This window comes from Streptomyces marispadix, from assembly GCF_022524345.1.
GTDB lineage: Bacteria > Actinomycetota > Actinomycetes > Streptomycetales > Streptomycetaceae > Streptomyces > Streptomyces marispadix.
Window position 1 is genome coordinate 433,385 of sequence record NZ_JAKWJU010000002.1, and the last position, 25,231, is coordinate 458,615.

Here is a 25,231-nt window from a genome sequence, read left to right on the forward strand (position 1 = left end):
GCTACGGCTGCCGTGCGCACGCCAGGCCCTCGGTGCGGCCGGGGCCGCCTTGGCCCGCGCTCACCTCGGGTCGGGATCGGCCGCCGAACGCTCCGCGAAGAGCTTCATCGCCTTGAGCGTGACCGGTCCGGGAGCGCCGGGCAGCAGACGGTCGTCGACCCGGTGGACGGCCTGTACGTCGCGCAGGGAGGACGTCAGGAAGATCTCCTCGGCCTGCTCCAGGACGTTCATCGGCAGATCGGTCTCCCGCGCACCGGCCCACTCCGCCACGAGGGCGCGCGTGATGCCGGCGAGGCAGCCCGACTCCAGCGGGGGCGTGTGGAGTTCGCCGTCGAGTACGACGAAGACGTTGGTGCCCGTGCCCTCGCACAGCCTGCCGACGGTGTTGGCGAACAGGGCCTCGCCTGCGCCCTCCCGGTGGGCGCGGGCGAGCGCCATGACGTTCTCGCCGTACGACGTGGTCTTCAGGCCCGCGAGGGCTCCGCGTTCGTTGCGGGTCCACGGGACGGTGATCACGGCCGTGGTGTCGGGCCTGCGGGGCGCCTCGGTGAGCACGACGACGAGGGTGGGGCTGACGTCGCCGCGGTCCGAGCCGAGCGGCGAGGGCCCGCCGGTGTAGGTGATGCGCAGCCGTCCCAGCGGCACCGGTTCCGCCTCTGTGACGGCGGCGCAGGCCCGTCGTACCTCGTCGGGGTCGGGCTCGGGCAGGCCCAGGCCGCGGGCGGACGTGGCGAGGCGTTCGATGTGCCGTGTGAGGGCGAACGGCGTGCCGTCCGTGGTCTTCACCGTCTCGAACACCCCGTCTCCGACCGTCAGTCCGTGGTCCAGAACGGAGACGCGTGCGTCGTCGACGTCCCGGAGTCCGCCGTCGAGCCAGATCCTCACAGGGCTCTCCTTCCGCTCGTCGCCGTGGAGTACGGCACCTCGGGGTCGCGCATGTCCGACGCTACCTTGAGCAGCCCGGACGCCTTGAGTTCCGTCTCCGCCCACTCCGCTTCCGGGTCGGAACCCCAGGTGATCCCCGCGCCCGTGCCGAAACGCAGTACGGCGCCGGAAGTTCCGCGTTCGATCCAGAACGTGCGTATGCCGACCGCCAGCGTGCCGGTGCCCCGGTCGGCGTCGACCCAGCCGATTCCTCCGCAGTACGGGCCGCGCGGAGCGGTCTCCAGGGCGTCGATGATCCGCAGGGCGCTGAGCTTGGGGGCGCCGGTGACCGAGCCCGGTGGGAAGGTGTGCCGCAGCAGCTCGGGCCATCCGGCTCCGGGGGCGAGTTCGCCGCGCACCGTGGAGACGAGATGTACGAGTCCCGGGTGCGGCTCTACCTCGCACAGCGCGGGCACGGTGACCGTTCCGGGGGCGCAGACGCGGCCGAGGTCGTTGCGTACGAGGTCGACGATCATCACGTTCTCGGCGTGGTCCTTCTCCAGCAGGCCGTCGGCCGTGCGGGCCGTCCCCTTGATCGGGCCCGAGGTGACGGTGCTGCCGGAGCGCCGCAGATACAGCTCGGGGGATGCGGTGGCGACCTCGACGCCGTGGGCGGGGAGGCGGACGGCACCGGCGTACGGGGCGGGGTTGCCGCGTGCCAGCAGGGCCGAGAGGCCGGAGATGTCGGAGGCGGCGGGAGACGCGTCGGGCAGGGGCGCGGTCAGTACGCGGCAGAGGTTGGCCTGGTAGACGTCGCCTGCGGCGATGTGCTCGCGGATGCGCCGTACGCCGGCGGTGTAGGCGTCGCGGTCCATGGAGCTGGTCCACGCGGCGGGGCCGGGACCGCGCCAGCGGGCGGCGGCGAGCGGTGCCATGGGGATGCTTGGCCTGGTGTCCGACGTGCCTTTGGCGTCTGCGGGCCCTCGACGGTCCGCTGGGGCTCGTTGGTCTGCCGTCCCGCGTACGTCGCCGAAGCGGGCGCACAGCAGACGGCCCTCGAAGTCCGCCACCACCGCCCACCAGCCCGCGGACTCCAGCGCCGAGGGGTCGCTCGTGACGTCTCGCAGGTCGGTGGCGATCAGCGAGCCGAAGCGGGCGAACGGGGCGGGGGCGTACACATGACCGAGTCTATGTGCGGCCCGTGGGCGTCCACGGGCCGCCTCCGGTGCGGCCCGGGTACGCCTCGGCTACGGCTTCGGTCCTCGGGGAGGCCGCCTCGCGGCGCCGCGGTGCTGCTCGGCGGGCCGTACGGACGGTCACGCAGGGGAAACAGAATTTGAGCTGGCAGCGTTATCCGCTAGAGTTCAACTCGTCGCCGGGAAGCGCGAGCAGACCGGGACGACAACCTGCGGACGTGGCTCAGTTGGTAGAGCATCACCTTGCCAAGGTGAGGGTCGCGAGTTCGAATCTCGTCGTCCGCTCTGTGTGGGGGTCTCGTGACTCCCGCTCGGTGGAGTGGCCGAGAGGCGAGGCAACGGCCTGCAAAGCCGTCTACACGGGTTCAAATCCCGTCTCCACCTCCAAGGACGATTAGCTCAGCGGGAGAGCGCTTCCCTGACACGGAAGAGGTCACTGGTTCAATCCCAGTATCGTCCACGCAGGCCAGGGGCCGTTTCCCGAAGTGGGAAGCGGCCCCTGGCGTTTGCCGTGCCACACCAACTGTGCGGCTACGAGGCGGAGTCGGGCTCCGGTGCGGTTGTACGGGCGGGCGGGACCGTGAGCAAGGGGCGGTAGGTGGTGGCCTCTTCGGGTTCGCCGACGCGGTGGCCTTCGGCTTCGACCCAGGCGTGGGCGGCGAAGGGCGGTGTTCGTACTCCGGTGCGCCAGGTGGGCCACGTACCGCGCATGCGGCACAACAGCGCGGTGGCCAGGGAGCGTTGGAGGCAGAAGCGGCCGGAGCAGAGTGTGCTGACGGTGGTCACGTCCTCGCGGGCCCGCAGGGCGGTGGCGTAGTCGGCGGGCCGTGCCCCACGTCGTGCGGTGAGCAGGACGCTGCGGATGCGCTTGGGCGGCAGGCGGGCGAGGAGCAGGGCGGCGGTCACGGCGGCGCGGGCGGCGAGGCGGCGGCCGAACGGGAGGCGGCTCTCGGTGGTGTCGAGGATTTGGCTCATGCGGGGTCCACCACCAGTCCGGCGCGGGTGAGCTGGGTGAGCAGGGCCGTTACGTCGTCGCAGGCGCGTTGCCGGTCGACGGGGCGGGTGGCGGCGAGCCTGTCGGCGATCTGCCGGGGTGTGGCGCCGTCGACGAGGGCTTCGACGACGGCGGCGCCGGTGGCGTTGAGTTGCCAGTAGCGGCCGTCGCGTTCGTCGAGCAGGATCATGCCGTCCTCGGTGGCGGTGCAGGCGACGTCAGGATGCAGGTGCGTCAACAGGGTGCCCTTCCTTGGGGCGTCGGGCGGTGAGATGGGCGGGTACGGGGTGGGCGGCCAGGTCGCGCAGCCATCCCTCCGTGGCCAGGGTGTTCTCCAGGGCGGGGGCGCCGCCGGGCTGTAGGCCGGGGCTGAGGAGCGCCCGTCGCAGCGCCTCCTCGTCGGCGACTCCCGCGGTCACCAGATGTGAGGATGCGGCCCATTCGGCGAGGTGGGGACGGTGCGCTCTGAGGCCGTGGTGCCAGTCGGGCCCGCAGTGGTCCTTGGTGGTGCGCTCAAGGATGTGCGCGGGGACCAGGCCGTCCATGGCGGCGGCCAGCAGCGGCTTGTAGGACCAGGGGCTGCCCGCGTCCTCGGGGCGTACGGCCAGGCACGCGTCCATGACGGCGTCGTCGCAGAACGGGCTCTCCACGGGCAGCCCGTCCGACGCGCCGGCGTCTCTGAGGAGAGCGGCTGCTCGTCCGGCCTCTCTCATGTGGTGGATCCAGGCGTGGCGGCCGAAGTCGGCTGCCAGCGGCCGTACTTGGGCGGCGGCGGAGCGCAGCAGGGCAGCGAGCCGGTCTGCGGCCTGCCTGCCTGCCCAGGTGGGAAGGGCGGGGAGCGGTCCCCATGTTTCGGGTGCGGTCCGTGTCGTGGGATCTTCGCGGAGCCGGTCGGCTGCGGCGGTCAGCCAGGCGGGGTAGGTGCCGGGGCCCAGCAGCAGGCGGGCGGCGGCGGCCAGGGGCCAGCGGCTGTGTGCCTTGTGTCCGGCCGTGTGACGCAGAGCCGTCCGGGGGCTGCGGCGCAGCAGGGCGTGGACGTAGGACGCGGGGGGTGTGACGACATGGTCGCCGCCGTGTCCCGAGAGGCGCAGCGCCGCTCCCCGGGTGCGTAGCGCGTGGGCCGTGTGCTGCTGGCGGGCGCGGTCGCGCAGCACGGCCGTGGGCTCCTCCGCGGGCTCTCGTCGTTCGTTCAACCCGGTGAAGCAGGCGGGGAGTTCGGCGGAGGGGAAGACCAGGGGCTCCACGGCGGGAAGACGCTCCGCCGCACGACGGGCGTAGTGATGATCCTCGTTGCCCGGTGTGTCCCAGTGCAGGGTCGCGGTGACCAGACGGGCACCGGCCTCGGCTGCCAGGAAGCACAACGAGGTGGAGTCCATGCCGCCGGACAGGTCCGCGCCCAGGATCCGACCCGGCCGCGCCCGCACCGCGACCGCCTCGCGCAGAGCCTCGCGCAGGCGCAACGCCCCTTCTGCGAGGGGCAGTTCGGCAGGCGGCGGCTCCCACCACCAGGCCGTACGGCACGAACCGTCGGGCTCCAGGTGCAGGGCCTGGCCCGGGGTCACGGTGTCCACGCCGGGCCACATCGCGGCGTCGGCCAGGGGGTACGGCAGGCAGGGGAACGCGAGGTGGGCGGCGAGCCGGGCGGTGTCCGGTCCCCCGCCGGTGAGCCATGCCAGGGTGCGTGCCCGGTCCGCGCACACCGTCACCCCCTCCACCACCGCCCGGTGGAGGCGACGCGCCCCGGAGGCGCTACCGCGTACATATCCGCGGCCGTCCAGGGACGCGGCCACGTGGAAGCTTCCCCGCACACCGCGCAGCGCGGCCTCCAGGTCCGCGGCCGTACGCACCCGCTTGAGCCGGGATGCGAGGTCGGCGGCGGTCGCCGAGGACGTGCCCAAGACCGCCAGCTTCCGTACGCCGGCGGTGGCCACGACCGTCTCCTCCGCCGCCCAGGAGCCCAGCAGCCAGGGCCGTCCCGACGGATGAGAAACCCGGCTGACCGCGTGCTGTTGCAACCGTTCCGCCATGCCGGGCGGCAATTCCCGGTCCGGAAGCGCCACGAACCAGCCTGCCGACGAACCGCTCACCGCACGCTCAACTCCCCCACCACAAGCACGAGTTCGGGCGCCCCTTCGTTCGGCGGCGCGCTTGTACCGCTCAACGGACCCCCGAACAACACACCTTGCTCGGAGGGGAACGGGTGCCGATCCGCGCCGGGAGACGATCGGCCGCGCACCGGCACCCGCACATCACTCAACCGCCTACTGGGGCCACGAGACGCTCAGGCCCAGAACAGGACAGGGCCCTCCGGCCAGGTGCCGATCCTGCCCTGGGTGAGGTCGGCGAAGTCACCGGCCTCGACCATCAGCGGGGCCTCGTACACCTCGGCAGGCTCGATGTTCAGCGTCTGGCTTTCCATGGATCAACCTCCGTACATGGAGCGGACTTTCCGCCCCTTACGGAAAGTAGGACCCACTACGTACGAGGCACCAGGCATACCGGACGAAACCCCACGCACGCGCGATTCCGCCGTGAATAAGTCACACACACCACCCCGCCGAATCAGCCGTCAGTGGCTCCATTTCGGGCTTCCTACCTGCGCGAACGCGGGCGCAGGACGAGGTGTCGGACCCGGGGAGCGACCGCAGGAGCGTGGGCCGGGCGTGCTCCTCCTGGTGGCCGCGTCCACCTTCCACAGCGTCGCCGGAACCGGGAGCATCGGTGACGCAGAGCGTCTGCCCTGTGCGCGGCCTCAGTCCGCGCCCGACGACGTCCCCCGCAGCGTCTCTCTCGACCGCCGTTCCCCCGCGCTCAACACCCCCGGGCGACCGGGAATCCGGGACCCGGGGACCGGCCTACGGGTCCGCCGCCGAGTGATCGACTGCGTGAGCGACGTCGCGGACCGGGGCGGACGCCCGCGCTCTCCCGCGGATTTGTCTTGCAGGTCAGGGCGTGACAATATCTCTGTCGTTCCAACCCGCGCGGTTAGCTCAGCGGGAGAGCGCTTCCCTGACACGGAAGAGGTCACTGGTTCAATCCCAGTACCGCGCACATGCGAGTGCCCCGGCCGGACGGCCGGGGCACTTCTGTGTGGGGCGCAAGGGGAGCGAGCCGCGATGATGCGGTCGACTTCCCGGCGGGGCAGGACACATGAGCCCGGTGGGCCCGATGCGGTTCACGGCCCCGCATCGCTCACGACGAGAAGAGCATGTGCCCGAAGCCGCGCTTGTGGCCGTGGCCATGGTGACCGTGGTGGCCGTGGTGTGACGCGCCCCAGGCGGGGGCTGCGGGGTAGGACTGCGGCGCGTGGCCCTGCCCGTAAGGGGCGCCCGGAGGCGGTCCGGCGGGCTGCTGCCACTGGGATTCCAGGCGTGTGAGCGCCTCGAGTTCGCCGTAGTCGAGGAAGATCCCCCGGCAGCCGCCGCACTGCTCGATCTGGACACCGTTGCGGTTGAACGTCTGCATCGGCGCACCGCACTTGGGACACTGCATGGTCGAACTTCCTCTCCACGTCGGTGTTTCCACCGCTCGGCTACTGCGGATCCAGACTAAGGCCCGTTTCGTCCCGTTGTCCGGGGGCGGGGAGGCCCGCGATGCGGTGGCAGGCCTCGGCGCAGGCCGTCTCGGCCTCGTCGAGGGGGCGGCGGGCGCCGTGCGCCTTGGCCACCGCGAGCGCCGTCGTCTGTACGGTCAGCGCGCGTGCCGCGGCGTCGAGGCTGGGCGGCCAGGTGCCGGGGCCCCCGCTCAGAGAGCGCGCACCGGGAGTGGTCGCGTCTGCGGCGGATTCGTATGCGTGGAGGAAGCGTTGCCACGACTCCGCGGGCAGCAGGCCCGTCGCGAACCACGCGGCGGGGCGGGCGAGATCCCACGCCGGGTCGCCGAGGCCGAGGTCGTCGACGTCGATGAGCTGCCAGGCGCCGCCGTCGGCCGGGTGCCGGACCAACTGGCCCAGGTGGAAGTCTCCGTGGCACAGGGCGCTCACCGGCGAAGGCCGGTCGGTCGAGTGCTCGTTTCTGCACCAGGCGGGCAGCTTCGCCCAGGCTGCCTCTGCCGCCGTGGCAGCGGCCGTGAGGGCGGCCGGGGGCGCGGCGGGCGCGTCGCGGCGGGCCAGCGCGGCGCGCATCCGCTTCAGCGCGCGGGCGGCCTTCTGCGGTCCGCGCATCTGCGGGACCGTGCGCGGCAGTTCAGCGCCGAGAGCTTCCGTCGATACGGAGTGCAGGCGGGCGAGAAGCGTGCCTGCGGCCTCCCAGGGGGCCGACTCGGGGGCGTCCGGGTCCACGGGACGGCCGCGTGGCCAGAGGGTCGCGGGCCGCCCGCCGTACAGATGCGGCGGACGCATGTACGGCTCGTCGGCGGCCGTGCCGCCGGGGGTGAGCGGCGGCAGCAGTATGCCCGCGAGCAGCGGATGGGCGGCGATGCGCAGTCGTACCGTGAGTTCGTCCACGTCGGCCAGGTCGGCCACGTCACCCGGATCGTGCGAGCCGCCCGAGTCGGCCCTCTCCCCCAAGTCGCCCTGCGCGACAGGGGGATGGGCCTTGGCCACTACGCCGCCGAGGCCCACGACCGTGCCGTCGGGGCGGTCGGCGAGAACGACCGGGTCCGCTTCCGGCCCATGCCCGCCGGAATCCGGCGCGGGCGGTGACGCCTCTCGTGCGAGCGCGCACAGCCGGTCGGTGAGTGTGAGCGTCGTCCGCAACGTCCCCCCTCCCCGGCGACGGATACGGCCCGGCCGTGGGCGACCTGCCGTCCTCCCGGTTGATCGTACGCGGGCCGCGCACGCGCCCTCATGCGTGAGGTCAGGGATACGCGGGGCCCGGAATACGCGGGGCCCGGAATACGTGAGGTCCGGAATACGTGAGGTCCGGGCAGCTCCCCAGCTGCCCGGACCTCAATGCCGTCCGTCGCACCCCCGTCCCCACGGGGCTGATGGGCCGGGTTATCCCCGACTCGGGCCGCTCTCCCGAGCCTGGGGCACTTCAGTGCCCCAGCATTCCGGCCACGGACGACGCCTGTGCGGCCACCGCCTCCACCGCCCCGAAGGCGACGGCGAGTACGGCGGCCAGTGGCAGCACCATGGCGGCCGCCACGAGCGGATGCCGGCGGTCGCCGCCACGGGTGCCGAGGGCTGCGATCGCCGTCAGCCGTTCCCGAGTGCCGCGTGCCGTGCGTCCTGCCGTGTGAGCCATGGTCCGCTCCCGTCTGTCCCGGGGCGGCGGACGACTGACCTCGGGGGACGAGTGCTTCGCCCGCCGCTTGCAAGAAGACTAGGCGGGCCGCAAGGAGAGGACGTCATGCCCGCGTATCGACTGCGGGGCCTCCCCCAGGATGACGGCGGGGTCCGGCGGATACTCCCCAGGGTGGAGGCGGAGGTCGCCTGTTCCGGGGTCTTCCCCGAGGGGTCCCTTACGGGAGGACCGCACCGGCGGCTTCGCCGGTGCCCATCGTAGGGAAGAAGGGGCCTCGCGGGTGGCCGCGGGGATGTGCGGCGGGTGACATCGCTCACCGGCCGAGCACCGGACGGCCGCCGCTCGTTACTCCGATATCGGCTCAATTCCCGTTGCCAGGCGCGGGATTACGTCCGTACGGGACTCGTCGCCCGGGGCGTTCCGCGTCGGCCGGGTGCCGTGTCGCCGCGTCAAGTGACCGGCCTGCGAACGGCGTTGGGAAACGCAGTGCACGACCGAGGCGGAGGCGGCCGCGAGTTGGGGCACGTGACGGTGGTGCGCTCGGTCGTGGCAATGCGTACGCCGCCGCGTGCGCGGCCTGTCGTCGCCGCGCGGCAGCAGTCCGTAAGCTGTGCCTCGTCAGACGGACGCACGAGAAGACGACCAGGGCACTCCGCCCTCCCGGTGACCGGCTGGGGTCTCCCCCGAAGGCCAGGGAAGGGCCCGAACACCTCAGGCAGGGGAACGACATGGCGATGATGCGGCTCCGACGAGAGGATCCGCGAGTCGTCGGCTCGTTCCGGCTGCACAGGCGGCTGGGCGCGGGCGGCATGGGCGTGGTCTATCTCGGTTCCGACCGGCGGGGGCAGCGGGTCGCGCTGAAGGTGATCCGTCCGGACCTCGCGGAGGACAAGGAGTTCCGCTCGCGCTTCGCCCGTGAGGTCTCGGCCGCGCGCCGCATCCGCGGAGGCTGTACGGCGCGGCTGGTGGCGGCCGATCTGGACGCGGACCGGCCGTGGTTCGCCACGCAGTACGTTCCGGGGCCGTCGCTGCACGACAAGGTGACGGAGTCGGGCCCGCTCCCGGCGAGTGAAGTGGCCTCCATCGGGGCGTCGTTGGCGGAGGGCCTCGTCGCCGTGCACGAGGCCGGAGTCGTACATCGGGATCTGAAGCCCTCGAACATCCTGCTGTCGCCCAAGGGTCCGCGCATCATCGACTTCGGCATCGCGTGGGCCACCGGTGCGAGCACCCTCACCCATGTGGGTACGGCCGTTGGCTCGCCCGGGTTTCTCGCGCCCGAGCAGGTGAGGGGCGCGCTGGTGACGCCCGCGACGGACGTCTTCGCGCTGGGGGCGACCCTGGCCTACGCGGCGACGGCTGACTCGCCCTTCGGGCAGGGCAGTTCGGAGGTCATGCTCTACCGCGTGGTCCACGAGGAGCCGCAGCTGGAGAGCGTCCATACGGCGCTCGCCCCGCTCATCCACGCGTGTCTGGTGAAGGCCCCCGAGGAGCGGCCGAGTCCGCTTCAGCTTTCGCTCCGTCTGAAGGAGATCGCCGCGCGGGAGGCTCGCGGGCTGTCGGAACAGACGGGCGGTGCCGCCCCTGCGGACGGTGCCGCGGGTGGTGCCGGCGGCATGGCAGGCGGGGGCGCGGGAGGCCATGGCGGTTCCGGCGGGCGTCCCGTCGGCGCCGGCGGGGCCGCTTCAGGCGGCGCGGCCGGTGCCGGACGTCCCCCCTCCACCAGGGCCTCCGGCCCTCGTACGGGTGCCAACCGGCCGCCGTCGTCGGCGAGTTCGGGCACCGCGGCGGGGTCCGGCGCCGGTGCGGCAGGAGCGGGCGGACGCGGCAGGCCCGGCGGACCACGGTCGCGGGCCACGGGCGACCGTCCCCGGCTGCGGCGGCCAGGGGAGCGAGAGCGAGGACGGCAGCGGCCCGAGGCGTCCCGCCGGGAACGCCGCCACGAACATCACCGGGAGCACCGCGAGCACGGCGAATCCGGCGCGGGCGCCACCAGCGGCATGGGAAGCGCGGGTGGTTCGGGCGGCGCCGCGCCGGGTGGCGGGGGTCATCCGGGCTCGTCCCGCGGCCCGGCATCACGCACCGGGGACCGCTCGAAGGGGGCGGGCCCCGGGAACCCGAATCCGCGGACTTCCACTCGGAATTCCACGCGGACGGGCGGCAACGGCGCGGCGGGGCGGGGCCCCCGTGTACGGCGGCCCGGTGGCGCGGACGGACGCGATCACGGCTCGGGACCCGTCAGGCGCGGCGCCGACCGGCGGCTGCTGCGGCAGCGGCTCGTGGTCTTCGTGACGGTGACGCTGCTGGTGGCGCTGGGCATCGCTGCGGCGCAGGGATGCCAGGGGCCCACGCGGGGGCTGGGGACCGGCGGTGCGCCACGTCCAGGGGCCGCGGCCACGGAAGCTCCGCGGGATGCGGCAGCTCCTCCGGCCGCTGAGTCGGCCGCGGACGCGTCGGCTCCCTCGGTTCGGGCTCCCTCGGTCCGGGCTCCCTCGGTCCGGACTGCTTCCGCTCGGGCCGTCCCTGTACGGCCCGCCTCCCCCTCGGTTCTCTCCGCCTCGCGTACGCCCGCCCGGCTCGCCCGACTCGCCTATTCGCGGGGAGAGTTCACGCCGCTGGAGATGCGCCTCGCCGCGGTGGGACGGTACGCGGACAGGCGCTGACCCATGGTCCGGCCGTCGGTTCCCCGACGGCCGGTTCGTCGGTCGGTCAGCTCGTAAGCCGGACAGTTCGTACGTCGGACAGGTCGTCGGTCGGTTCCTCGTCATGCGTGAGGCAGCCGACAGGGACTCCGGTGCGTCAGGGCTCCAGCGCGGGCGTGGACGCCCCACGTCACGGCGTAGAACCGCTCCTCGTCAGCGCGTAGAAGGCGACCGCTGCCGCCGCACCCACGTTGAGCGAGTCGACGCCGTGTGCCATCGGGATGCGTACGCGCTCGTCGGCGGCCCCCATGGCCCGCCGGGACAGCCCCTCGCCCTCCGCTCCGAGGAGGAGCGCCGCACGCTCCGGCGGGGGCGCCAGCGCGTCGTCGAGCGGGACGGCCTCCTCGTCCGGGGTGAGCGCGAGCAGCCGGAACCCGGCGTCCCGCACGGACTCCAGCCCCTGCGGCCAGGTGCCGAGCCGCGCGTACGGCACCGAGAAGACCGCGCCCATGGACACCTTGACGGAGCGGCGGTACAGGGGGTCGGCACACGACGGTGACAGCAGCACGGCGTCCATGCCGAGGGCGGCGGCGCTGCGGAATATCGCGCCCACGTTGGTGTGATCGTTGACCGCCTCCATGATCACGACGCGTCGAGCGGCGCTCAGCACCCGCTCCGGCTCGGGCAGGGGCTTGCGTTCCATGGAGGCGAGGGCGCCACGGTGGACGTGGTAGCCGGTGACCTGCTCGGCCAGCGCGGGGCTCACCACATAGGCGGGCGCCCCGGACTGCTCCACGACGTCCCGCATCACGGGGACCCACTTCTCGGAGAGCAGCATCGAGCGCATCGCGTATCCGGCCTGTGCGGCACGGCGTACGACCTTCTCGCCCTCGGCGATGAACAGGCCCTCGGCGGGCTCGCGTCTGCGGCGCAGTTCGACGTCGGTGAGGCCGGTGAAGTCGGACAGCCGCGGGTCGGCCGGGTCGCCGACTGGGATGAAAACAGCCACAGTTGATTCCGCTTCAGCTTCCGGAAGAGGAGCCGGGGCCCGTGCCGGAACCCATGCCGGAGGCGTCGCCGGACGCTGTCCACGGGAACGTGCCGGGGTGCCCCGATCCCACGGACACCACGTCGCCGACCACGACGACCGCCGGCGGCCGTACCTCCTCGGCGGCGGCCCGCTCCGCGATCGTCTCCAGCGTGCCGTCGACGCGCCGCTCTCCCCGCAGTCGTCCCCTCCTGGACGACGGCGACGGGCGTGCTCGCGTCCCTTCCGTGCCGGATCAGGGTCTCCGCGATGGCACCGAGGCGTTCCACGGCCATCAGCAGCACGAGCGTGCCGCGCAGCCGCGCCAGCGCGGGCCAGTCGACGAGCGACCGCGGATCGCCGGGCGCGACATGGCCGCTGACGACCGTGAACTCATGGGCGACCCCTCGGTGGGTGACCGGGATTCCGGCCGCTCCGGGGACGCTCACGGCGCTGGTGATGCCCGGCACGACCGTGACCGGGACTCCCGCCTCCGCGAGCTGTTCCGCTTCCTCCATGCCACGGCCGAAGACGAACGGGTCGCCGCCCTTGAGCCTCACCACCGACCTGCCTGCCTTGGCGTGCTGGATCAGGGCGTCGTTGATGGCCTCCTGGGCCATGGCGCGTCCGTAGGGGATCTTCGCGGCGTCGATCACCTCGACGTGCGGCGGCAGTTCGGCCAGCAGATCGCGGGGGCCGAGCCGGTCGGCGAGGACGACGTCCGCCTCCGCGAGCAGGCGGCGGCCCCGCACCGTGATCAGCTCCGGGTCGCCGGGGCCGCCGCCGACGAGGGCCACTCCCCCGGTACGGCCGCGGTGCCGTGGTGCGCCGAGGGTGCCGTTGTGCAGGCCCTCGACGACGGCGTCGCGTACGGCGGCGGAGCGACGCGGGTCCCGTCCCGTGAGCACGGCGACGGTGACGCCCTCGCTCCGGCCTGTCGCCGGGGTCCAGGCGGTGGCCGCCGACGCGTCGTCGCTGCGTACGCACCACACTCTGCGGTTCTCGGCCTCGGCGGAGGCGGCCGTGTTGGTGGCGGGGTCGTCCGTGGCGATCAGCGCGTACCAGGCGCCGTCCAAGTCGCCTTCGGCGTAAGGGCGGCGCTGCCAGGTCAGTTCCCCGGCGTCTGCCATGGCCTCGACGGACGGTGTGACTTCGGGGGCGATCAGCAGCACGTCCGCGCCCGCGGCCAGCAGCGCGGGCAGCCGCCGCTGCGCGACGCCGCCTCCGCCGACGACCACGACCCGGCGCCCTTCGAGGCGCAGCCCGACGGGGTAGGCGGGGTGTTCGCTCGCGGCGTCGGACTGGGGACCGGTGCCGGTGCCGGGCACGGACTCGGACATGCTGGTGCGGCTCCTCGTGTTGCTGTTGCGGAAGGCCGCTGCGGCGCTGGAGCGGCGAGATCTGCGATGTGCGGGGCGTCTTCGTGCGGGCGTGCTGGTACGTGTCGAGCGGGGCGGACCTGAGCGCGGGCTTGCTGTGCCGGACCGGGCGGCCCGGCCCACGGCCGTCGTACGGGCCCGAACATGCTCGTACGGGCCTGCCGTACGGCACCGGGCCGGAACAAGGACCGCCTCGGACAGCCTATGGCGCGGGTGCCGGTGACGCTGTTCCCCGGATCACTGCACGGCCCCGTACGCAGGGACGTCGCGACGCGGCGGGGCGGCGCGTGCCCCGCCCCGATCACCGCTGTCCGTCGTAGGTCCGTGGCCGCGAACTCGTAGGCCCGTGGCCGCGAACTCGCCCTCGTATGGGCGCGGTTGGGGCGGGGCGCCGCCCGCTGGCTTCAGCTCTTCCCCGTCACTCCCGCCGAGTCGAACGTCGCCACCTCGTGCATGGCACGCGCCGCGCTCTGCACCATCGGCAGCGACAGCAGTGCGCCCGTGCCCTCGCCCAGCCGCAGATCCAGATCGATCAGCGGGCGCAGGCCCAGCTTGGTGAGCGCCGCCACGTGCCCCGGCTCGGAGCTGCGGTGCCCCGCGATGCACGCGGCCATCGCCTCCGGTGCGATACGGCGGGCGACGAGGGCGGCTGCGCCCGCGCTCACCCCGTCGAGGATCACCGGCGTACGAAGGGAGGCGCCGCCGAGGATGAGGCCGACGAGCGCGGCGTGTTCGAGGCCGCCGACCGCCGCCAGCATGCCCAGCGGATCCTCCGGGTCGGGCTGGTGCACCTCCAGGGCACGGCGTACGACCTCGACCTTGCGGGCGTGCGTCTCGTCGTTGATGCCGGTGCCGCGGCCCGTCACCTCGGACGGGTCGGCGTCGGTGCAGGCGGCGACGAGCACGGCCGAGGCCGTGGTGTTGGCGATGCCCATCTCCCCTGTGAGGAGCGCCTTGTTGCCTGCCGCGACCAGGTCGCGTGCGGTCTCGATGCCGACTTCGAGGGCGCGCAGGGCCTCCTCGCGGGTCATCGCCGGACCCTGCGTCATATCTGCCGTGCCTGCCCGGACCTTGCGGGGCAACAGGCCCGGCGTGGACGGGAGTTCGCCGGCGATGCCCACGTCGATGACGCAGACCTCCGCGCCGACCTGGTTGGCGAAGGCGTTGCAGACGGCGCCGCCGCCGAGGAAGTTGGCGACCATCTGGGCGGTGACCTCCTGCGGCCACGGGGTCACGCCCTGAGCGTGCACACCGTGGTCGCCCGCGAAGATCGCGACGGCCGCGGGCTCCGGAAGCGGCGGCGGGCACTTGCGCGAAAGGCCGCAGAGCTGCGCGGAGATGATCTCCAGCATGCCGAGCGCGCCGGACGGCTTGGTCATCCGCTTCTGCCGCTCCCACGCCTCGCCCAGCGCCTTGGCGTCCAGCGGGCGGATGGCGGCGACGGTGTCGGAGAGCAGGTCCTGCGGCTCCGCACCGGGCAGCACCCGGCGTCCGTACGACTCCTCGTGCACGACCCAGGAGAGCGGGCGGCGCTTGGACCAGCCCGCCTGCGCGAGTTCGGGCTCCGGCGGGAACTCGTCGACGTATCCGACGCACAGATACGCCACGACCTCCAGATGCTCGGGCAGCTCCAGCGCACGCACCATCTCGCGCTCGTCGAAGAAGCTGACCCAGCCGACGCCGAGGCCCTCCGCGCGTGCGGCCAGCCACAGGTTCTCCACGGCGAGCGCCGAGGAGTAGGGCGCCATCTGCGGCTGGGTGTGACGTCCGAGGGTGTGCCGTCCGCCGCGGGTCGGGTCCGCGGTGACGACGATGTTGACGGGGGTGTCGAGGATCGCCTCGATCTTCAGTTCCTTGAACTGCTTGGCGCGGGCCTTCGGCAGGGACTCCGCATAGGCGTGGCGCTGGCGTTCGGCCAGCTCGTGCATGGCACGGCGGGTCTCCTCGGAGCGGATGACGACGAAGTCCCACGGCTGGGAGTGGCCGACGCTGGGCGCGGTGTGCGCCGCTTCGAGGACGCGCAGCAGCACCTCGTGCGGGATGGGGTCGGGCCGGAACCCGTTGCGGATGTCGCGGCGTTCGCGCATCAGGCGGTGTACGGCCTCGCGCTCTTCGTCCGCGTAGCCGGGGGCCGGAGGACCGCCCGCCGTGGCGACCTGTTCCGCGGGCGGGTCCTGGCTCTCGCCGTCCGGCTCGGGGGCGTCGCCGGGGGCGCTCTCCGCGCCGGGGGCGTCGGCGGAGCCGGGCTCGGCCGCGCCGGGGCCGGCGGACGCACCGGGCTCGGCAGGGACGCCGGGCTCGGGCTCCGCGGCGGTCTTCGCGCCGTCGTCGGCTGCGTTGCCGCTTCCGGGGTCGCTCTGCGCCGCGGTGTCGGTCTCTTCTGCTGTCTTGTTCTCGGCCACCGCGACAGTCTCCGCCTCCGGGGCGGGGGCGGGAAGCTGCGCGTCGGTAACGGGTGAACCCTCCTCGGTCTCCGGCGTCCCCGTGGCGCCGCCGCCTTCGGTGGCAGGGGCCTCCGTGGCGGCCTGTGCTTCCTCGCTTGCGTGAACGGCGTCGTGCGTTGTCGCGGTCTTCTCCTGAACGGTCTGTGGGGCCTCGGGCGCGGAAGCGTCCCCGGGTACGGGCTGCTCCGCGGGCGCGGGGGCACCTTCGGCTGCGGGCACGGGAGTCGGGGCGGCGCCGCCCTCTCCGGCCGCCGCCTCCTGGCCGCCTTCCGCTGCCGTGTCCCCGTCCTTGCGGCTGTGCTTGCCGCTCCGCTGAGGCGTCTCGGCCTGCTGTTCCGGTGCCGCGTGCGCCTCGGCGTGACGGCTCTGCTGCGCGGGGATCGAGGCTACGGCCCCGGGCGCCTGGGCTCCGGCCTGGGCCTGGTTGTAGGCATCGGCCTGGGCCTGGTCGCCCGGACCCGCTTCACCGGCCCCCCCGGTTGCAGCGGTGACGGCTGCCTCGCCGAGGGCTGCCTCTTCGCCGCCCTGCTGCTGCGCCGGGATCTTCGCCGTGTCGGCCGCCGCCGGTCCCGCTCCCCCGGCGGGCGTGGCCCCGCTCTTCGTGTCCGTCGCGGTATCGCCCTCAACCGGCTTGGCCGCACCCGCCTGTTGGGGCTCGATGGCCTCCACCGCCGTCGAGCCAGGCGAGGACACCCAGGTGTTGCCGGTGCCGGTTCTCTCTTCGCCGCTCTCCTCCTTCGCACGGCGCCGCCGCCTGCGGCCACCGCCGGAACGGGGAGCCGCGGCCCGGCCCTGCTGTTCACCGTGTCCACCGCTCTGCGGCTCGGCAGCAGCCTGGGGCTCCGCGGTCTGGGGCTCGGCTGCCTGGTTCTGCGTGGTCCGGGGCTCCGTGGGCTCCGCGGCCTGGTCCGCGACCGCCGCGCCGGTCTGGGGCTCCGTGGCGTCAGCGGCAGCGTGCTGTTCCGGCGTGGCGGCGGGATCGACAGGTACGGCCGCCTCCGGCTGTTCGGACGCGGGGTCCGGCTGCGGCGCGTTCTCCGGTACGGATGCGGCGAGTTGGGGGCCCGCGAGGGCCATGGTCTCCGCTGTCTGTGCGCCGGAGGCCACGGCCGTCTGCGACTGCGGCTCCGGCTGCGGCTGCGCGTCGGTCTCCGCACCCGCGTACGGCTCGCCCTGCGCCGCCCACATCTCGTTCTGCGGTGGCAGCGCCCCGAGTTGGGGCCCGGGCAGCGTCTCCGCGTTCACCTGCGTGTGGTCCGGGTACCCGGCGTCGACGGCCGTGGCCGCCACGTCCTGGGGCGGTACGGCGCCGTGCCGGCCGCCGTGCTGGTCTCCGTACTGCTCACCGTGCTGGGCACCGTGCTGAGCGCCGAACTCGTCGTGCTGCGCCGTCACTTCGACGGCGACGGCGGCAGCGGCAGCCGCGTCGGCACCGGGAGCGGCACCGGCCTCCGCATCCGCAGCGCCCCGCTGCTGTGCCTGCGGTTGCCCCTCCGCCGCCGTCTGCACCTGGCCCTGACCCTGCCCCGCGCCCTGCGTCGAGTCCTGCTCCGAGACCTGCGGACCCGGCTGGGAGGCCGGGGGCGCACTCGGCTGCGCATACGACCGCGAACTCGTTGATTCCGTCGGTGCTTCCTGCTGCGACTTGGTGGAACTCTCCTGCGCCGCCGCGGACTTCCCACGCCTCGCGCGCCCGCTCGTACGAGCGCCCAGCCCTCTGTCGGAGAGGGGACGTACGGCCCCGGACTGCTCCGGCTCGGGCGGGCCCAGGTGGAGCGGCCTACGGGGAGGAGTCTGAGCGCGAGGGGTGCCCTTCGCGGGCGTACGGCCCCCGGCGAACGCCTCTCGTACCTCGCCGCAGTCGATGGAACCGGAGTCCCGGCCGTCGGTCTCGTGGGGCCCCGGCACATGGTTCGGGCCGGGGTCGCCGGAGAACTGCTGTGCCTCCGGCGGCATTTGCGTCTGCTGCGTCTGCCCCTGCTGCTCGGGCTGAGGCTGGGGCTGGGGCTGCTGCTCAGGCTGCGGCAACTGCCCGCCGTACGGGTCCAGATGCCCGTAGGAGGCGTCGTGCACGAACCCGTTCTGCTGCCCGTACACATCCTGTTGCACTGCCATATGCGACTGCGCCTGCGCCTGCGCCTGGGACATGGGCTCGGACATCGACGGGGACATCGGCTGGGACTGCGGCTGCGGATGCGCGGCGCCGACGGGGGCGTGCGGGTCGTGCGCCTGAGCCGCGTATGCCTGCTGGTCCTGAGCCTGAGGGTCGAAGGACTGGGGATCGAAAGCCTGGGGATCGAAGGACTGCGGATCGTAAGCCTGAGCACCGTAACCCTGAGGGTCGTGCCACGCGTCCGCACCGTGCGAACCCGGCAGCAGCGACTGCGGGTCGGCGGGCGCGAGGCCGGGCCCCGCGCCGGGGACGAAACCGGAGGCCGCTGCCTCGCCGAGACCGTCTCCGAGACTGTCGCCCAGGCCCTCGCCCGGTCCCGCGTAGGGGTGGGATCCGTTCACCGGAAGGCCCGGTTGCCGACCGTCCGACTGCCCGCCTGAATTCTCCGGCTGCCCCTCACCAGGGATCCGGCCGGTGTCAGTCATGCGTACCCCTCGCCCATCGGTAGTGCTTCTCACAGCCCCGCGAACAGCCGCCGGGCCCCGTAGATGAAGAACGAGCGCGCACACCGTGCGGCACGTTCATCAGCCACGCGCCATACGGACATTGACGGACGAAGCGTCAACACCGCATGGCGGCACAACGATCGGTCAGCCTACCCGGGGCTGGGCCTGCCTTCGTGCACGGAGGGGTGAGAAACAGCACTTCGTCGTGGTTCGTCACGCACCGGCCACAGAGATTCAGACTCGGACACCGGACAGCAGGAAAACGACAGCTCGTTCACTTTCCACCCACTCCGTGGTGTCCAGCTCCACGGACTGGAGCAGGGCGCATTCGACTTCGTAACCGCCCTCTGCGAGCGCCCTTCCGAGGGCCTCCGCCTCGTCCCGGGTGGCGGCGTGAGTGACGATACGGCCCGGACGCCGGTCGGCCACCGCCGTGACGGTGGGTACGCCTCCGCCGCCCACCCGCACCACGTCCGGCTCCGGCAGATCCTCGAGGACTTGGGGCGCCGCGCCGTGCACGGTCTCGATCTGCACGCCGAACCGCCGTGCCGCGGCGTCCGTACTAGCACAGGCCGACGGGTCCCGGTCCACGGCGATGACCGCGGCGCCGAAACGCGCGGCCTCGACGGCGACGGCACCGCTGCCCGCGCCGATGTCCCATACGAGATCGCCGATACGCGGGCCGAGCCGGGCGAGTTGGCAGGCGCGAAGCTGACGCGATTCGCTCGCACGCGCCGGGGCGTGCGCCGCGCCGTGCGCGGGGGCTCCGGTGTCGTAACCGGGCGCACCCGGCGCGCCCGCCATCGCAGGTCCGGCCGTAGTGCCGAAGCCGCGGGCCGGGCCGCCGAGGCCGGAGCCGCCCGTCCCACCGGCCGCACGGTCCGGGTAGTCGGAGAGCGGAAGGGCCCAACCCCTCACGGCGGGCGGGTAGTCGGGACCGTGCGCCGCGAGCCAGCCGCCCCCCGGGCCGCCGTGCGCGGACGAAGGCCCAGGTGCCGTACCGCGTCCGGCGCCCGGCGTGAGCCCGGGCTGCGGAGCGGCGGGCCCCGTCGAACCGCCCGCCACGATCACCACGTTGGGGTCGCGCCAGGTGTGGTCGGCGACCTTGTCGGAGGTGAGCACGGTGACTTCCTCGTGCGCCGTGCCCAGCGCCTCGCATATCACGAACGTACGGTGCACCGAGCCAAGAAGCAGCGCGAGTTCGGCGGGGCCGGCGCCCGGGGACGTGAGCACGCCGACCTTGGTGTGGGCGCGGCAGACGTTGACGGCGTGGCGCAGCGTACGGGAGTTGGCCACCACGAGCTGCGCGTCGTCCCACGGCATGCCCGCACGGGCGAAGGCGGCGGCCATCGCGGAGACGGCGGGAACGACCTCCACCTCCAGGCCGTGTTCCGGCGCGCGGAGCGTACGCACGACGCCGAAGAAGCCCGGGTCGCCGTCGGCGAAGACGACGGCGGTGCCGCGGTGGCGGGCGATGTTCCGCGCGGCGAGCGAGACGCTGCCGAGCTTGATCTGCTCTGCGCGCGGCGGCACTTCGGGAAGCTGGAGATGGTGCGCGGCTCCGGCGACGAGCGTGGCCGCACCGAGGGCGGAGCGGGCGGCGCCTGACAGAGGCGAACCGTCCCACCCGATCACGGTGACGCGGTCGGCCATGGGTGCGTCTCCTGGGCTCGTCTGGTGCTCACGGTGCTCGTCGCAGGTCGGGGGTCATCGAGCCTACCCCCGTGCGGACCGGGACCGGAGGCCGGGTGCGGACGGTTCCGTACATGCGGGCCTACAGGCGGATTCGCACCGGGGACCTACGTCGTTCACAAGACCGCCACACCATCGGGCGAGCGCGTGGGAGCAGGCAGACGTGCGCGTTTCCGGGCGGGGCCGACTCCGCGCGAGGGCGCCGACTGCGATGGCGGCGGAGGCGATTGCGATGCGGGCGGCCTCGACGATGGCGGCGCGGCGGCGGGGCGGCGCGGTGGCGGGGCGGCGGTGCTCAACTGCGAGCGCGGCACAAGGACTTGGCGCTTCGCCGATTTGGCGACTCGGCAGCACGGCACTGGACCGGCGACGGGCACGGCCGTGCCCCCGCCTCGGCGGGAGGTGTGAACTCGCCCTCGGCAGGGCGCGGATGAACGGACGCGTCCGCTAGCGCGGCGAGTGGAGCCACTCCGGATAGGGCGCGTAGCCGCCCGTGTCCGCGAGCTGTTCCGGGATGCCGTCGAGGTCTTCGGGCAGCAGGCTCCACACCAGCAGATCGGTGCGGATCTCCGCCCAGCCGCCGTCCTCGGTGCGGGTGCGCGCTATCCAGGCGTTGCGCAGCACGCCCTCGCTGATGCAGCCGAGCTTCTGCGCGACCTGCTGCGCAGCGGTGTTGTCGGCCGCCGTGTGAAGCTCCATGCGTTCGAACTTCTGGTCCTGGAACAGCCATTGGGCCACGGCCAGCACCGACTCCGAGGCGTAGCCCTCTCCGCGCGCCCAGGGGGCGACGACGTAGCCGACCTCGGTGCCGAGGATGCGCCAGTCGGTGTGTTCGAGCTGTACGAGGCCGACGAGGCGCTGGGTGAGGAACTCGGTGACGGCGAACGCGATGCCCTCCCCCTCGGTCCGCATCGCGGGGGCCCGCCGGAGGATGAACTCCCGTGCGTCGGCCTCGCGATAGGGCACCGGCACGGTCGTCCACGCGGCCACGAGCTCGTCGCGCATCATCTCGGTGAGCGACTGCACATCCGCTTCCTCGAACGGGCGCAGCACGAGACGGTCCGTGCTGATCGAGACGTCCGGAAAGATCGAAGTCATGCGCCGCTCCATACGGATCGAGGGGCTGGGGTGTCGCTCCCCAGAAGACCACCGCGGGGTCTGCCGGCCGTTCTGGGAGGACCGCCGGCGGGGGTCCTGGGTGCACCAGACGTTTGCCGCAGTGCACAGCATGCAGCATCGGAGGCCGTGCGCGCAGCGCCGAGAGCCCCTTCGCAGGCTGGACGGCGCACGGTAAACCGACTTGTCGATACGGGGACCTCCGGCAGGGCGCGCGCCGTCGCCTGCCCCAGGTGCCCGTCGCGGAGTGCCGTCCTCCGCCGGGCCCCCGCGCGGTGCCCCTGCCGCCGCACCCCTGGCGGCCCCTTCTAGACTTCGCCGCGTGTTCACCCCGCTCACCGTCGTCCTCGCAGTCGCGGCGCTCGCGCTCGCCGCCTGGTGCGGCTGGGCGGCCTACCGCGATCAGCCCACCAAGGACTGGCACTTCATCGGCATGGCCGTCGTCGCCGTGCTCGCGCTCGCCCAGCTCGTCGTCGGAATCGTGCGGTTGGCCACCGGCGGCGAGCCCGCCGAGGGCACGGTCGTCTTCGTCGCGTATCTGGCGGCCGTCACGGCCTGCGTGCCGGTGGTCGGCCTGATCTCCCTCACGGAACGCACCAAGTGGGGCTCGCTGACCGTCGCCGCGGGCGCGCTCGTGCTGGCCGTGCTCCAGGCACGCCTGCACGAGATCTGGGGAGGCGGGCATGGCGCCTGAGACGCCGCCCCGAGGGCAGGACGCGGCTGGCGCGAAGGGCGAAGGAGGGCGCCGGCGGCGGCATCGGCGGAGGAGGCATCGGCAAGGGCCCCGGGACCCTGCTCGTCACGCTCTACGGCATCTTCACCGTCGGCGCCGCGTCCCGCTCGATCGTCCAGCTCACCACCCGTTTCGACGAGGCGCCACTGGCCTATGTCCTCTCGGCCGTGGCCGCGCTCGTCTACGCGTTCATCACGCTGTCGCTCGTACGGGGCGGCGAGAAGGCACGCAAGGCGGCCCTCGGCTGCTGCTGTGTCGAGCTGCTGGGCGTGCTGACGGTGGGCACATGGACGCTCGTGGAGCCGTCGGCGTTCCCCGACGCGACCGTGTGGTCGGACTACGGCATGGGCTATCTCTTCATCCCGGTGATCCTGCCGGTGACGGGGCTGCTGTGGCTGCGCCGCTCACGCGGCGCAGCCTCCCGCTGAGCGCCCTCCGGTCCGGCCGCCTCTCAACTGCCGTGCGGCGCAAGCTTGCACGGGACGCCGTCGATCCGTGCCGGGTCGTCCATCGGTCCGTGCCCGGATGCGTGTACCGGTCCAGGGCGTTCAGGTCCAGGGCGTAGGTCCAAGGCGTACAGGTACAGGGTGTGCCGGTCCCCGGCGGGACCGTCAGGCGCTCGCGCCGACCGCCGCCGAACCGGCAGACCCGGCGACCCCGGAGGCACCCCCGGCCTTTCCCCCGACGTCCTTCGTCATCGACGTCAGCGTCACCTTCCGGTCCTTCTCCGTACTGCCGGACGCGATGTAGCCGTACTTGCGGTACAGCCGCAGATTGCCCTCGCTGCGATGCCCGGTGACGAGCTGGTACCGCTTGGCGTGCCGCTCCGCGGCGAGCCTGTCCTCGATGGCGGCCAGCAGCCTGCCCCCCAGCCCGTGCCGCTGGAGGCGCGGGTGTACGCAGAGCCTGTCGATGCGTGCCGTGCCGTCGGCGTCGACCGAGCCCCGTACGGAGCCCACGACCTCGTCGCCGAGCCGGGCCACCATCACGCAGCCCGAGGCCATCTCGGCACGCAGTCCGTCCAGGGTCTGGGTGAGGGGCGCGATGGCGTAGTCGCCGTAGGCCTCCGCCTCGCTCTGGAAGCACAGGTACTGGAGCTTGAGGATTTGCTCGGCGTCTCCATCGACCGCCGCAGAGATGGTCACGCTCATACCCATGTGCGCCTGCCTCCCCTTTGTCATGGTGCGTCCGGGCACGTGTGTACGAGGGTGAGCCGTGTCCGGACCGTCTGCCCTGGTGACGCCGATTGCTTCCCGCAGCATTCCCCCAAGTTCACGGGACGCAATCCGGCAGTCCGAGCATTCTGCGCAGGCAACCCAGACATCGGGAACGAACCGGGCCCACGCTCCCCTGTGACATTCCCAACTCATCTGCGATCTCGGGGTAGGTGAGGTCCCTGCCGGAGAACAGCGCCCGCATCAGCGACGGGCAGCGGCCGGGAAGCCGGGAGAGCGCCGCGTCGAGAAGTCTGCGCTGCTCAGCGGCGAGAACGCTGCTCTCGGCGGCGGGGGCGCCCACGGGCCCGCCGTGCGGCAGCGTCGTCTCGCGGCTGCTGCGCCGCCGTGCCCTTCGCGCCTCCGCTCTCACGGCGGCACGCAGCCAGCGTGCGGAAGAGATCCCCGGGACGCCGCCGGACGCCCGCGCCCCGGCCTCGAACCAGCGCAGCCATACGGCCTGTTGCAGCTCCTCCGCCTCCTCGCCCGCGGCTGCCGCCTCCGCGGCGCACTCCGCCGCGACGAGGCGGCGCAGCGGAACGGGCGGCAGTGGCAACTCGGGCGGGGACTCCGAGGACCAGGACGCATCGGCCGTCGAGGCGGCGTCCGCGTCGGCGTCCGCCTCCCCGGCGCTGCCCGGTTCCGCCGTACGGGCTCGTACGGGAACGACGTGTACGGATGCGGCTCGTACGGGCCCGGTCACGGGACGGCCCGACGCCGCGGCGCGGATGTGTGCGGAACGGAGGTCCATGCCGTGCGCAACGCCCCGTGCACGAGCGCCGGTTGACACAAGGCGGCGACGCCACCCCTGCGGGTGACGCCGCCGCCGTGCGCGCTGACGCGGTGCCGCGCTGCCTCCCCGCCCCACCTCGTGGAAGGCGGACCGGCACGCTCAGCCCGCGCGGAAGTCCTCCGCCGCGAGCAGCCCGGTGTCGCAGTTGTCGGTGAAGATGCCGTCGATCCCCGTGCTGAAGTACGCCTTGAAGGCGCCGAAGGCGTCACCGTAGGCGTTGGCGTCCTGGCCCTTGCGGAACTCGGTGGGCAGGAAGGTGTTCTCGTTCCGCATCGTGTACGGGTGCAGGATCAGGCCCTGCGCATGTGCGTCGCGCACCAGCGTGGTCGGTTCGCCGAGGCTGCCGTCGGGCTTCTTCGGGATGACGAGGTCCACGAGCGGCCCGATGCCTTCGGCGAACCGCGCCATCCACTTCAGCCCCTCCGGCTTCACCAGGTCCGCCACGGTGCGCGGATCGCCCGCCTCGACGAAGTCCCAGGGCCGGGAGGAGGCCGCGTCCAGCAGGCACACTCCGGGGCAGTCGACGAGCTTGTCCAGCTTCTGGATGCTGCTGGGTTCGAAGGACTGCACGAAGTTCGGCGAGTCCGCGCGGTCCCGCCCGTACTTGCGCAGCAGCTTCGCCAGCCGGGGCTCCAGCTCCAGTCCGAGCTTGCGGAAGTAGGTGGGGTGCTTGGTCTCGATGTGCAGCCAGACGGGCCGGCCGCGCCGGTCGCCCTGCTTCTGCGCCCACTTGAGCACGTCCTCGAAGAGCGGTACCTCCCAGCGGCCGTCGTAGAGGGTGTTGCGCTGACGGTTCTGCGGGATGCGCTCCTTGGCGCGCAGCGTGCGCAGCTCGGCGAGGGTGAAGTCCTCGGTGAACCAGCCCGTCAGGTCCTTCCCGTCGACCTTCTTGGTCGTCTTGCGCCCGGCGAACTCGGGGTGGTCGGCGACGTTCGTCGTGGCCGTGATGTCGTTCTCGTGACGGCAGACGAGGTGGCCGTCCTTGGTGGGCACGAGGTCCTGCTCGATGACGTCCGCGCCCATGCGGAAGGCGAGTTCGTACGAGCCGAAGGTGTGCTCGGGGCGGTACCCGCTGGCACCGCGGTGAGCGATGACGGCAGGCATGGGGAGCCCTCCGCCGTGCCGGTCCTTCCCGCGTCCCCCGCTCCTGTCCTCCGCGAGTGCGCTCCCGCCCGTGCCGACCGTGGCTGCGCCCGCGGCGCCCAGTACGGCCGCTCCGAGCACGAGTCTCCGACCCGGCTGCTGCTCCTGTCCCATGGGCTCTCCTCAGCTCGTGTCACATCTGTTGCGTACGCCCGAACTCGTAGGCCCCGGCGGACGACTGGCTGATCGTAG

The 25,231-nt window shown here is 73.0% G+C and carries 18 protein-coding genes, 4 tRNA genes and 2 pseudogenes; 7 read left to right on the forward strand and 17 right to left on the reverse strand.

All coding sequences use genetic code 11. The features are described from left to right. Positions 1–60: 60 nt before the first annotated feature. Both MMA15_RS01910 and MMA15_RS01915 read right to left on the reverse strand, forming a co-directional pair. The gene (locus tag MMA15_RS01910; RefSeq protein ID WP_241057195.1) at positions 61–885 is read right to left on the reverse strand and encodes an aminotransferase class IV; all 825 of its coding nucleotides are present in this window, start codon (positions 883–885) and stop codon (positions 61–63) included. Next, the gene (locus tag MMA15_RS01915; protein ID WP_241057196.1) at positions 882–2,042 is read right to left on the reverse strand and encodes a chorismate-binding protein; all 1,161 of its coding nucleotides are present in this window, start codon (positions 2,040–2,042) and stop codon (positions 882–884) included. Before MMA15_RS01915 ends, MMA15_RS01910 begins: the two co-directional genes overlap by 4 nt. Before the next feature lie 230 nt (positions 2,043–2,272). Here MMA15_RS01915 and MMA15_RS01920 point away from each other — a divergent pair. The 3 genes from MMA15_RS01920 to MMA15_RS01930 all read left to right on the forward strand — a co-directional run bounded on the left by MMA15_RS01920 (position 2,273) and on the right by MMA15_RS01930 (position 2,520). Next, positions 2,273–2,345: transfer RNA gene (locus MMA15_RS01920), tRNA-Gly, on the forward strand. 28 nt (positions 2,346–2,373) lie between these two features. After that, positions 2,374–2,447 (forward strand) — tRNA-Cys (locus MMA15_RS01925). 1 nt (position 2,448) lies between these two features. After that, positions 2,449–2,520 (forward strand) — tRNA-Val (locus tag MMA15_RS01930). A 71-nt stretch (positions 2,521–2,591) separates the two neighbouring features. Here MMA15_RS01930 and MMA15_RS01935 read toward each other — a convergent pair. From MMA15_RS01935 to MMA15_RS01950, 4 genes are all read right to left on the reverse strand, one after another. Further along, a complete protein-coding gene (locus MMA15_RS01935) occupies positions 2,592–3,035 on the reverse strand; it encodes a lasso peptide biosynthesis B2 protein (protein ID WP_241057197.1) in 444 nt (147 codons plus the stop codon). After that, a complete protein-coding gene (locus MMA15_RS01940; RefSeq protein ID WP_241057198.1) occupies positions 3,032–3,292 on the reverse strand; it encodes a lasso peptide biosynthesis PqqD family chaperone in 261 nt (86 codons plus the stop codon). Before MMA15_RS01940 ends, MMA15_RS01935 begins: the two co-directional genes overlap by 4 nt. Next, positions 3,273–5,141 carry an asparagine synthase-related protein gene (locus MMA15_RS01945; RefSeq protein ID WP_241057199.1) on the reverse strand — a complete coding sequence of 623 codons (1,869 nt, stop codon included), beginning with the start codon at positions 5,139–5,141 and terminating at the stop codon, positions 3,273–3,275. The genes MMA15_RS01940 and MMA15_RS01945 overlap by 20 nt, the downstream gene beginning before the upstream one ends. A 194-nt stretch (positions 5,142–5,335) precedes the next feature. Continuing rightward, entirely contained in the window at positions 5,336–5,473 is a 138-nt protein-coding gene (locus MMA15_RS01950; protein WP_241057200.1) for a lasso RiPP family leader peptide-containing protein, read from the reverse strand. A gap of 560 nt (positions 5,474–6,033) precedes the next feature. Here MMA15_RS01950 and MMA15_RS01955 point away from each other — a divergent pair. Next, positions 6,034–6,105, forward strand: a tRNA-Val gene (locus MMA15_RS01955). Positions 6,106–6,246: 141 nt separating this feature from the next. Here the strand turns inward: MMA15_RS01955 and MMA15_RS01960 are convergent. From MMA15_RS01960 to MMA15_RS01970, 3 genes are all read right to left on the reverse strand, one after another. Then, positions 6,247–6,546, reverse strand: a complete 300-nt coding sequence (locus tag MMA15_RS01960; RefSeq protein ID WP_241057201.1) for a TFIIB-type zinc ribbon-containing protein — start codon at positions 6,544–6,546, stop codon at positions 6,247–6,249. A gap of 40 nt (positions 6,547–6,586) precedes the next feature. Continuing rightward, the gene (locus MMA15_RS01965; protein WP_241057202.1) at positions 6,587–7,750 is read right to left on the reverse strand and encodes a phosphotransferase family protein; all 1,164 of its coding nucleotides are present in this window, start codon (positions 7,748–7,750) and stop codon (positions 6,587–6,589) included. A gap of 280 nt (positions 7,751–8,030) precedes the next feature. Then, positions 8,031–8,240: a hypothetical protein gene (locus tag MMA15_RS01970; protein WP_241057203.1), complete on the reverse strand. Its 210-nt coding sequence runs from the start codon at positions 8,238–8,240 to the stop codon at positions 8,031–8,033. Between the two features lie 728 nt (positions 8,241–8,968). Between MMA15_RS01970 and MMA15_RS01975 the strand changes: the two are divergent. Next, positions 8,969–9,794 (forward strand): annotated as a pseudogene (locus MMA15_RS01975) (serine/threonine-protein kinase); the annotation flags it as partial. Between the two features lie 1,275 nt (positions 9,795–11,069). On the opposite strand, the gene MMA15_RS01980 reads toward MMA15_RS01975, so the two are convergent. The 5 genes and pseudogenes from MMA15_RS01980 to MMA15_RS02000 all read right to left on the reverse strand — a co-directional run bounded on the left by MMA15_RS01980 (position 11,070) and on the right by MMA15_RS02000 (position 21,138). Then, complete coding sequence (locus MMA15_RS01980; RefSeq protein ID WP_241057204.1) at positions 11,070–11,888, reverse strand: TrmH family RNA methyltransferase; 819 nt, start codon at positions 11,886–11,888, stop codon at positions 11,070–11,072. Between the two features lie 13 nt (positions 11,889–11,901). Further along, positions 11,902–13,246: pseudogene (gene cobA, locus MMA15_RS01985) on the reverse strand (uroporphyrinogen-III C-methyltransferase). 443 nt (positions 13,247–13,689) lie between these two features. Further along, positions 13,690–18,243, reverse strand: coding sequence for a nicotinate-nucleotide--dimethylbenzimidazole phosphoribosyltransferase (cobT, locus tag MMA15_RS01990; protein ID WP_372498163.1), 4,554 nt, complete (start codon positions 18,241–18,243; stop codon positions 13,690–13,692). A 339-nt stretch (positions 18,244–18,582) separates the two neighbouring features. Then, positions 18,583–20,001, reverse strand: a complete 1,419-nt coding sequence (gene cbiE / locus MMA15_RS01995) for a precorrin-6y C5,15-methyltransferase (decarboxylating) subunit CbiE (protein ID WP_241057205.1) — start codon at positions 19,999–20,001, stop codon at positions 18,583–18,585. Positions 20,002–20,487: 486 nt separating this feature from the next. Then, positions 20,488–21,138 carry a GNAT family N-acetyltransferase gene (locus tag MMA15_RS02000; protein ID WP_241057206.1) on the reverse strand — a complete coding sequence of 217 codons (651 nt, stop codon included), beginning with the start codon at positions 21,136–21,138 and terminating at the stop codon, positions 20,488–20,490. A gap of 340 nt (positions 21,139–21,478) precedes the next feature. Here MMA15_RS02000 and MMA15_RS02005 point away from each other — a divergent pair, with 340 nt between their 5' ends. Beyond that, complete coding sequence (locus MMA15_RS02005) at positions 21,479–21,850, forward strand: hypothetical protein (RefSeq protein ID WP_241057207.1); 372 nt, start codon at positions 21,479–21,481, stop codon at positions 21,848–21,850. Positions 21,851–21,876: 26 nt separating this feature from the next. Continuing rightward, complete coding sequence (locus MMA15_RS02010) at positions 21,877–22,317, forward strand: hypothetical protein (RefSeq protein ID WP_241062923.1); 441 nt, start codon at positions 21,877–21,879, stop codon at positions 22,315–22,317. Between the two features lie 183 nt (positions 22,318–22,500). Here MMA15_RS02010 and MMA15_RS02015 read toward each other — a convergent pair whose 3' ends face one another. The 3 genes from MMA15_RS02015 to MMA15_RS02025 all read right to left on the reverse strand — a co-directional run bounded on the left by MMA15_RS02015 (position 22,501) and on the right by MMA15_RS02025 (position 25,153). Then, entirely contained in the window at positions 22,501–23,046 is a 546-nt protein-coding gene (locus MMA15_RS02015) for a GNAT family N-acetyltransferase (protein WP_241057208.1), read from the reverse strand. A 115-nt stretch (positions 23,047–23,161) separates the two neighbouring features. Further along, the gene (locus tag MMA15_RS02020) at positions 23,162–23,854 is read right to left on the reverse strand and encodes a sigma-70 family RNA polymerase sigma factor (RefSeq protein WP_308290492.1); all 693 of its coding nucleotides are present in this window, start codon (positions 23,852–23,854) and stop codon (positions 23,162–23,164) included. Between the two features lie 141 nt (positions 23,855–23,995). Beyond that, positions 23,996–25,153, reverse strand: a complete 1,158-nt coding sequence (locus MMA15_RS02025) for a glycerophosphodiester phosphodiesterase (protein ID WP_241057209.1) — start codon at positions 25,151–25,153, stop codon at positions 23,996–23,998. Positions 25,154–25,231 lie beyond the last annotated feature (78 nt).